Raw genomic sequence first — 5,632 nt, 5'->3', positions numbered from 1 at the left:
CGGGAAGGCCCCGCCATCGTTGGCGGGGCCTTCCCGTGTTCAAAGAATGTCCGGCGGCGACCTACTCTCCCACACCCTCCCGAGTGCAGTACCATCGGCGCTGTGGGCCTTAGCTTCCGGGTTCGGAATGGGACCGGGCGTTTCCCCCACGCTATGACCGCCGTAACCCTTCGTGCGCGCCGACCCCAGGGGGGCGGCGGCAAACCTGTCGGTTACAAGCTTTGTGCTTGGAACTGTATTCAATTATTTGTTCCCGGGGACAAGGTTGTTGTCTGGGAACCACATAGCGGACGCGTAGCATGTTTTGATCACCCACCCCAGGGGGGTGGTGTGGTGTAAGTTGTCGGACTATTAGTACCGGTCAGCTCCACGAGTCTTTCGTCCTCGCTTCCACATCCGGCCTATCAACCCAGTGGTCTGGCTGGGGTCCTCTCCCCCCGAAGGGGATGGAAATCTCATCTTGAAGCCGGCTTCCCGCTTAGATGCTTTCAGCGGTTATCCAATCCGAACGTAGCTAATCAGCGGTGCACTTGGCAGTACAACTGACACACCAGAGGTTCGTCCGTCCCGGTCCTCTCGTACTAAGGACAGACCTTCTCAAATTTCCTGCGCGCGCAGCGGATAGGGACCGAACTGTCTCACGACGTTCTAAACCCAGCTCGCGTACCGCTTTAATGGGCGAACAGCCCAACCCTTGGGACCTACTCCAGCCCCAGGATGCGACGAGCCGACATCGAGGTGCCAAACCATGCCGTCGATATGGACTCTTGGGCAAGATCAGCCTGTTATCCCCGAGGTACCTTTTATCCGTTGAGCGACGGCCATTCCACAATGTGCCGCCGGATCACTAGTCCCGACTTTCGTCCCTGCTCGAGATGTCTCTCTCACAGTCAAGCTCCCTTGTGCACTTACACTCGCCACCTGATTGCCAACCAGGCTGAGGGAACCTTTGGGCGCCTCCGTTACTCTTTAGGAGGCAACCGCCCCAGTTAAACTACCCATCAGGCACTGTCCCTGACCCGGATTACGGGCCGAAGTTAGATGTCCAGAGTGACCAGAGTGGTATTTCAACGATGACTCCACCCGAACTGGCGTCCGGGCTTCAAAGTCTCCCACCTATCCTACACAAGCCACACCGAACACCAATACCAAACTATAGTAAAGGTCTCGGGGTCTTTCCGTCCTGCTGCGCGTAACGAGCATCTTTACTCGTAGTGCAATTTCGCCGAGTTTATGGTTGAGACAGCGGGGAAGTCGTTACTCCATTCGTGCAGGTCGGAACTTACCCGACAAGGAATTTCGCTACCTTAGGATGGTTATAGTTACCACCGCCGTTTACTGGGGCTTAAATTCTCCGCTTCGCCCCGAAGGGCTAACAGGTCCTCTTAACCTTCCAGCACCGGGCAGGAGTCAGTCCGTATACATCGTCTTGCGACTTCGCACGGACCTGTGTTTTTAGTAAACAGTCGCTTCCCCCTGGTCTCTGCGGCCCTTACCCGCTCCGAAGCGCAAGGCTTCTTCACGGTCCGGGCCCCCCTTCTCCCGAAGTTACGGGGGCATTTTGCCGAGTTCCTTAACCATAATTCTCTCGATCGCCTTGGTATTCTCTACCTGATCACCTGTGTCGGTTTGGGGTACGGGCGGCTAAAACCTCGCGTCGATGCTTTTCTCGGCAGCATAGGATCACCGAATCCCCCCATACGGGGGTCCCGTCAGGTCTCAGGCTTCACGAACGGCGGATTTGCCAACCGTTCACCCTACATCCTTGGACCGGGACTACCATCGCCCGGCTCGGCTACCTTCCTGCGTCACACCTGTTAATACGCTTACCTCCCCGGATCGGGTCCCGCGCGCCCCGCCCATACTGGCCCCGAAGGGCACGGATGAACGGTTTGGGCGGTTAGCATCACCGGTTTGGCATGGGCGGTTTTTCGCCGGTACGGGAATATCAACCCGTTGTCCATCGACTACGCCTGTCGGCCTCGCCTTAGGTCCCGACTTACCCAGGGCAGATTAGCTTGACCCTGGAACCCTTGATCATTCGGCGGACGGGTTTCCCACCCGTCTTTCGCTACTCATGCCTGCATTCTCACTCGTGTAGGCTCCACCACTGGCTTCCGCCGCAGCTTCACTGCCCACACGACGCTCCCCTACCCACCAGCGCTCCTGAACCACGAAGGCTTGGATAATACGCTGATGCCACAACTTCGGCGGTGTACTTGAGCCCCGCTACATTGTCGGCGCGGAATCACTTGACCAGTGAGCTATTACGCACTCTTTCAAGGGTGGCTGCTTCTAAGCCAACCTCCTGGTTGTCTGGGCAACTCCACATCCTTTTCCACTTAGCACACGCTTAGGGGCCTTAGTTGGTGGTCTGGGCTGTTTCCCTCTCGACTATGAAGCTTATCCCCCACAGTCTCACTGCTGCGCTCTCACTTGCCGGCATTCGGAGTTTGGCTGACGTCAGTAACCTTGTAGGGCCCATCGGCCATCCAGTAGCTCTACCTCCGGCAAGAAACACGCAACGCTGCACCTAAATGCATTTCGGGGAGAACCAGCTATCACGGAGTTTGATTGGCCTTTCACCCCTACCCACAGCTCATCCCCTCCATTTTCAACTGAAGTGGGTTCGGTCCTCCACGCGCTCTTACACGCGCTTCAACCTGGCCATGGGTAGATCACTCCGCTTCGGGTCTAGATCACGCCACTGCATCGCCCTATTCAGACTCGCTTTCGCTACGGCTTCCCCACACGGGTTAACCTCGCGACGTAACACTAACTCGCAGGCTCATTCTTCAAAAGGCACGCCGTCACAGCTACAAGGCTGCTCCGACGGATTGTAAGCACACGGTTTCAGGTACTGTTTCACTCCCCTCCCGGGGTACTTTTCACCTTTCCCTCACGGTACTTGTCCGCTATCGGTCATCAGGTAGTATTCAGGCTTACCAGGTGGTCCTGGCAGATTCGCACGGGATTTCTCGGGCCCCGTGCTACTTGGGATACTCTCCAAGCGGCGTCACGCATTACGGTTACAGGGCTTACACCTTCTCCGGCCGGCCTTTCAAGACCGTTCACCTATACGCACGCACTCACTTTCGCTGTCCGGCAGAACAGCAGCGGAAAGTCCCGCAACCCCGGCCATGCAACGCCCGCCGGCTATCACACATGGACCGGTTTGGCCTCTTCCGCGTTCGCTCGCCACTACTGACGGAATCACTGTTGTTTTCTCTTCCTGCGGGTACTGAGATGTTTCACTTCCCCGCGTTCCCTCCACGCACCCTATGTGTTCAGGTACGGGTCACCCGGTCACTCGCGCGCCGGGCGGGGTTTCCCCATTCGGACATCCTGGGATCACCGTTCGGTTATCAACTCCCCCAGGCTTATCGCAGATTCCCACGTCCTTCTTCGGCTCCTGATGCCAAGGCATCCACCGTGTGCTCTTAAAAACTTGACCACAAAGATCAAACAGCTATTCGAGAGAACCAGGACAACCAACCATCAAAAGACAGCCGGCCACCAGGTTCATCAAAAAAATTGCTTTAAGATGCTCGCGTCCACTATGTAGTTCTCAAACAACAACCCCGTCACCCCCTGCCCGCCACCCCAAAAGGGAAGCCGGCGCGGAAAGCGCGGGAACAAGAGGAACCAACCAGGCCCCCTCCTCACATCGCTGCAAGAATAAGGTCCTGTTGCCTCAGGACCCAACAGTGTGCCAAAAGACATCCCCCGCGAAACCAACCACACACGTTCCAAACACCCCCGAAAGGGCACCGTACTGGCATGCGGCCAACCGCGAAAGACACCGAATCCGTTGATATTCCACCCATGAGCACCCGCCGGACAACATACGTGTCCGCAACGGGCTTGCCCTGCAAACCACCCAACCCGCACTATGACGGGCCAGGAACAGTCTGAGGAAGCTCCTTAGAAAGGAGGTGATCCAGCCGCACCTTCCGGTACGGCTACCTTGTTACGACTTAGTCCCAATCGCCGGTCCCACCTTCGACGGCTCCCTCCCACAAGGGGTTAGGCCACCGGCTTCGGGTGTTACCAACTTTCGTGACTTGACGGGCGGTGTGTACAAGGCCCGGGAACGTATTCACCGCAGCGTTGCTGATCTGCGATTACTAGCGACTCCGACTTCATGGGGTCGAGTTGCAGACCCCAATCCGAACTGAGACCGGCTTTTTGGGATTAGCTCCACCTCACAGTATCGCAACCCATTGTACCGGCCATTGTAGCATGCGTGAAGCCCAAGACATAAGGGGCATGATGATTTGACGTCGTCCCCACCTTCCTCCGAGTTGACCCCGGCAGTCTCCCATGAGTCCCCGCCATTACGCGCTGGCAACATGGAACGAGGGTTGCGCTCGTTGCGGGACTTAACCCAACATCTCACGACACGAGCTGACGACAACCATGCACCACCTGTGAACCGGCCCCGAAGGGAAGGACTGTTTCCAGCCCGATCCGGCCCATGTCAAGCCTTGGTAAGGTTCTTCGCGTTGCATCGAATTAATCCGCATGCTCCGCCGCTTGTGCGGGCCCCCGTCAATTCCTTTGAGTTTTAGCCTTGCGGCCGTACTCCCCAGGCGGGGCACTTAATGCGTTAGCTACGGCGCGGAAAACGTGGAATGTCCCCCACACCTAGTGCCCAACGTTTACGGCATGGACTACCAGGGTATCTAATCCTGTTCGCTCCCCATGCTTTCGCTCCTCAGCGTCAGTTACAGCCCAGAGACCTGCCTTCGCCATCGGTGTTCCTCCTGATATCTGCGCATTTCACCGCTACACCAGGAATTCCAGTCTCCCCTACTGCACTCTAGTCTGCCCGTACCCACTGCAGACCCGGGGTTGAGCCCCGGGCTTTCACAGCAGACGCGACAAACCGCCTACGAGCTCTTTACGCCCAATAATTCCGGACAACGCTTGCGCCCTACGTATTACCGCGGCTGCTGGCACGTAGTTAGCCGGCGCTTCTTCTGCAGGTACCGTCACTTTCGCTTCTTCCCTGCTGAAAGAGGTTTACAACCCGAAGGCATTCATCCCTCACGCGGCGTCGCTGCATCAGGCTTTCGCCCATTGTGCAATATTCCCCACTGCTGCCTCCCGTAGGAGTCTGGGCCGTGTCTCAGTCCCAGTGTGGCCGGTCACCCTCTCAGGCCGGCTACCCGTCGTCGCCTTGGTAGGCCATTACCCCACCAACAAGCTGATAGGCCGCGAGTCCATCCATGACCGAAAAATCTTTCCACCCACCACCATGCGGTGACAGGTCATATCCGGTATTAGACCCGGTTTCCCAGGCTTATCCCAGAGTCAAGGGCAGGTTACTCACGTGTTACTCACCCGTTCGCCACTAATCCCCGGTGCAAGCACCGGATCATCGTTCGACTTGCATGTGTTAAGCACGCCGCCAGCGTTCGTCCTGAGCCAGGATCAAACTCTCCGTTAATGTTTCAAACAGACACAGCACCAACGGCCGGGAAAACGACCGAAGACACTGCACTAAATTCAAACCAGGCTGATAAAACCGCGACACACCACAGGGGCGGCACGCCACGGCACTTTCAACCAATAAATAATTGGTATCAACAAACTTGGCACACTATTGAGTTCTCAAACAACAGGAGCA

1 protein-coding gene and 3 rRNA genes are annotated in these 5,632 nt (G+C 57.0%); 1 reads left to right on the top strand and 3 read right to left on the bottom strand.

Translation table 11 applies throughout. The features are described 5' to 3' along the window. Window positions 1-48: 48 nt before the first annotated feature. The 3 genes from rrf to AC5RV3_RS17705 all read right to left on the bottom strand — a co-directional run bounded on the left by rrf (window position 49) and on the right by AC5RV3_RS17705 (window position 5,452). Window positions 49-165: ribosomal RNA gene (gene rrf / locus AC5RV3_RS17715) — 5S ribosomal RNA — on the bottom strand. Window positions 166-330: 165 nt separating this feature from the next. Beyond that, window positions 331-3,454 (bottom strand): 23S ribosomal RNA (locus tag AC5RV3_RS17710). Window positions 3,455-3,928: 474 nt separating this feature from the next. Next, window positions 3,929-5,452, bottom strand: a 16S ribosomal RNA gene (locus AC5RV3_RS17705). Together the 16S, 23S and 5S rRNA genes form the textbook arrangement of a ribosomal RNA operon. Here AC5RV3_RS17705 and AC5RV3_RS17700 point away from each other — a divergent pair. Beyond that, a partial coding sequence (locus AC5RV3_RS17700) for a hypothetical protein (protein WP_494002654.1) occupies window positions 5,452-5,632 on the top strand: 181 nt, incomplete at its 3' end. The genes AC5RV3_RS17705 and AC5RV3_RS17700 overlap by 1 nt on opposite strands.

The sequence above is a fragment of the Arthrobacter sp. Y3221114 genome (assembly GCF_059092625.1).
The sequence above is the reverse complement of the archived record's forward strand: the minus strand, read 5'-3'. Positions and strand labels throughout refer to the sequence as shown.